Source organism: Alteromonas sp. HB246098, from assembly GCF_054890645.1.
The window spans coordinates 1-3,388 of record NZ_JBTZUG010000018.1 but is presented as its reverse complement, the minus strand read 5'-3'; the positions used below and the strand labels follow the sequence as shown (position 1 = coordinate 3,388).

Here is a 3,388-nt window from a genome sequence, read left to right as displayed (position 1 = left end):
GGACCGACAAAATAAATATTACGAGTTTGAAGCTTTTAGAACTATTTACATCCATATCAATTCTCCTTTTCCATTCGAGAATATAACATTAAGCTAAGCGGCGCAGTTGCGTGGGGCATAATGGCGAAGCCGCCCCGCGTAAATGCGTCCGAGCGACCGAAGGGAGTGGCTTAAGCGCTTTGTTATACGTTACCACCGAGCGTTCCTAAACCTCTGTAATGACATAGTGACGTAGTGCATTTTTTGAAGCTATCCCCCAATCGGAGTTTGATACTCTTTTTTGATGTTTCTCGAAAGCTTCCTTGTCAACGAACTCTTCGTATACGTCAAAAATATTGGGTTCATTTGTTCTTTGAGTGACTTTAAATGTTAAACACCCATTCTCTTGTTGAGTCAGCTCAATGTGTTTAGGTAGCGCAGATTTGACTAACTTTATTTGGTCATTCGGTACATCAATGTACCCTGATAATATGATTTTTTTCAAACTGACTTCCTTTTCAACAACGTATAACGGCCCGCATAACGGGCAAAAATACGTAGGCTATGATACTGAGCAAAGCGAAGGGAGCCTACGTGTTTTTGTCCCTAGCGAGCGAAGCGAGTGTTAATGCGTTTGTTAGCTTTGACTATTTTTGATGCGCTCATCGATTATTCTTAATAACCTTTTCTCCTGTGATGTCCATAGTTTAGGTGCAAAAGCACTTGCTACAAGAGTAAACGCAAAGACTTTAAATATTTGGTAAACATCTTCAGTAAAGCTACCCGCGGTGCAAAGACTGACAAAAATAGAGAAGTACACCCCTATGACTATACGGCTTGCAGACCAATTAAGGCTAGGTAAGCTCCAGGTTTCCTTTATGTTTGTCGCCATGTTTTTGTTGTTATTTAAATCATTTGAAATCATTAGAGAACCGCCCGTAGCCCCCATAACACCAAAAACCATATTCCCTAATATAAGAAAAGCGTCACCTGGGCTTAATTGATTCAAAATATCCATACTACTCCTGAAAGCTAACTTTTCAATAACGGGCGCAGGCACGTAGGGCACAATGGCGAAGCCGCCCTGCGTGTATGCGTCCCAGCGAACGTAGTGAGTGAGTTTATTGACTTGTTATGTGGCATGCTTATTCGAAGAAAGAATGCTAGCAGTAGCCAATACACTACCAATAAAGATACCGGCGATACAGAATGCTAGCCCGGCTTCTTGACCAGATAAAACACCAGACTGTAATTGCGAGTAAACAGGTGAAAGACCGAAATAAGCGCCGACAGCACAGCCAATAAAGCTGAATGACAAACCACTTTTAGTTCCTAGTTTCATAGTTAAAAATCCTTCTTATCTTGATTTACCTTTGACACATAACGCCCAACTAAGGGGCGATAACACATGGGCTAAAATTAGGAACGAAGTGACGCAGCCCCTGTGTTAGCGTCCCAGCGAGCAGCGCGAGCGCCTTTAGTTTTTTGTTATGTTGCATTTGTTAAAAAGAGCCACAATACTCGAATTTTCCACTACTTGAGCTAGCGATCTTGGTGTAACACCATGGTTATTAACTGTATCTGGATTAGCGCCATAAACCAATAATAGAGAGATAATGTCATTATTATTGTTGGAATAAAAAACAGCTTTATGAAGAGCGCTATTACCGTTTGATTCAAGTAAGTCTGTGTCAGCTCCATTTTCTAGTAAAGCTTTTACAGCAGTATGCGATTGTTCCTGTACTGCAAAATGTAGCGCGGACCATCCATTAATATCCTGTGCATTAACGTTAATTCCCTTATCGACTAACTCTTTGATACCTGCTGGATGTTCTGCAATAGGTGAGTCGATGATCAGGTAATGAAGCTTATTCCTTCCGTAAGAATCCACATTTACCCCGCAACATAACTTTTCAATAACGGGCGCAGGCACGTAGGGCATAATAGCGAAGCGGCCCTGCGTGTATGCGTCCCAGCGAACGAAGTGAGTGAGTTTATTGACTTGTTATATGACATCACTCACCGGCTAGCTTGCGGCCAAAGACTTCTGAAAGCCAAATTGCGATAACAATATAAACTACCAGCGGTAAGAGCAGCATAAAAGAAGAAAAAAGAATTAGTGCGTAGTAAAAGTCCGCATACGCTTGAAGGAGAGATGAGTTTATTAAGCATGTTTCTGACGTCATGCTGCCTTCATTCCATCCTTGGCAGTTCATCATTCCGAGTACTGGAAATATAAAAAATAAAGAGTAGAAAGGAAGCCTACTTAGAAGCCAATTAAATCCTTTTTTGATCAAGTAAACCTCCTGTCATATAACACCCACATAAGGGGCAGTAATACGTGGGCTAAATTAGGAGCGAAGCGACAGAGCCCACGTGTTACTGTCCCAGCGAAGCGGCTTAATGTGTTTGTTATGTGACTTTACCCTAAAAAAAGAGCGTGCTTTTTGTATTTTTTAACAAACACTTTTGCTTCCGCTAACGTTGAAGGGTAAGAAACGCTGTAATAGCTATTTTTAATAGGCCGAATTTTTTGAAAGTAAAAACCATGCTGTACTAGATAAGCTACCTTTTTCCATTGAGCAGCATCCGATTTTTTTGGCGTTTTGAAATGCCGGCCTAAGTTATAAGTAACGCCACCGCAAGAAATACACTGACTGTGTAATGGATAGTCGCATGGAGCACCAAGAAAGCTGCGTTGGAAAGAGGTTTTGCAGTCGAGGCAGGCAAAAGCCATAGAATACTTGCCACTTGAAAAGGAAGCTTTGTCTGGTTTTATTGGTTTCGCTCTATAACCAGAATTCCATCTAAGGGCTTTTTTAGTGTTTCTATCCATGAATTCCCTGAGTCACATAACTTTCCAATAACGGACGCAGACATGTGGGGCATAATGGCGCAGCCGCCCCGCGTGTATGCGTCCCAGCGAACGCAGTGAGTGTGTTGATTGGGTTGTTATACCCGTGCCTAATCATATATGCCAGGCGTTAAAATTTGCATCAACTTCTCAGGGTTTTCAACAGATGTAAAACCAAACTGCGAGTACAATCCGTGTGCGTCACTTGTTGCTAGCATAAACCTACGGAGACCTTGTAGGTCTGGATGGGATGATATGTTTTCCATAAGTTGTTTGCCTACCCCTTGACCACGATACTTCTCTATTACAAAAACGTCGCTTAGATATGCAAATGTAGCTCTGTCTGTAATAACTCTAGCGAAACCAACTTGGTCTCCCCCGGTTGCATAGGCTCCAAATACAAGAGAATTGTCTATAGATTTTTGTAATGTTGAAAGCGGGATGTTTTTTGCCCAATAGGAGTTCGCCACAAAGGAGTGGATTAATTCGATGTCTAAGTCATCGTGGCTTGTACTTATATTAATCCCTTTCATTCTATCGATCCTTCAGAGGGTA

At 41.8% G+C, this 3,388-nt stretch carries 6 protein-coding genes; all 6 read right to left on the bottom strand.

Features of this window, described 5'->3' with window-relative positions:
• Window positions 1–205: 205 nt before the first annotated feature.
• The 6 genes from ACYTPF_RS19395 to ACYTPF_RS19370 all read right to left on the bottom strand — a co-directional run bounded on the left by ACYTPF_RS19395 (window position 206) and on the right by ACYTPF_RS19370 (window position 3,366).
• Complete coding sequence (locus tag ACYTPF_RS19395) at window positions 206–484, bottom strand: putative quinol monooxygenase (protein WP_136781732.1); 279 nt, start codon at window positions 482–484, stop codon at window positions 206–208.
• 132 nt (window positions 485–616) lie between these two features.
• Entirely contained in the window at window positions 617–997 is a 381-nt protein-coding gene (locus ACYTPF_RS19390; protein WP_461853358.1) for a hypothetical protein, read from the bottom strand.
• 114 nt (window positions 998–1,111) lie between these two features.
• Window positions 1,112–1,321, bottom strand: coding sequence for a hypothetical protein (locus ACYTPF_RS19385; RefSeq protein ID WP_461853357.1), 210 nt, complete (start codon window positions 1,319–1,321; stop codon window positions 1,112–1,114).
• A 135-nt stretch (window positions 1,322–1,456) separates the two neighbouring features.
• Window positions 1,457–1,870 carry an ankyrin repeat domain-containing protein gene (locus tag ACYTPF_RS19380; protein WP_461853356.1) on the bottom strand — a complete coding sequence of 138 codons (414 nt, stop codon included), beginning with the start codon at window positions 1,868–1,870 and terminating at the stop codon, window positions 1,457–1,459.
• A gap of 531 nt (window positions 1,871–2,401) precedes the next feature.
• Window positions 2,402–2,815 (bottom strand): hypothetical protein, encoded by a 414-nt coding sequence (locus tag ACYTPF_RS19375; RefSeq protein ID WP_461853355.1) that lies wholly within the window; start codon window positions 2,813–2,815, stop codon window positions 2,402–2,404.
• 128 nt (window positions 2,816–2,943) lie between these two features.
• Window positions 2,944–3,366, bottom strand: a complete 423-nt coding sequence (locus tag ACYTPF_RS19370) for a GNAT family N-acetyltransferase (RefSeq protein WP_461853354.1) — start codon at window positions 3,364–3,366, stop codon at window positions 2,944–2,946.
• Window positions 3,367–3,388 lie beyond the last annotated feature (22 nt).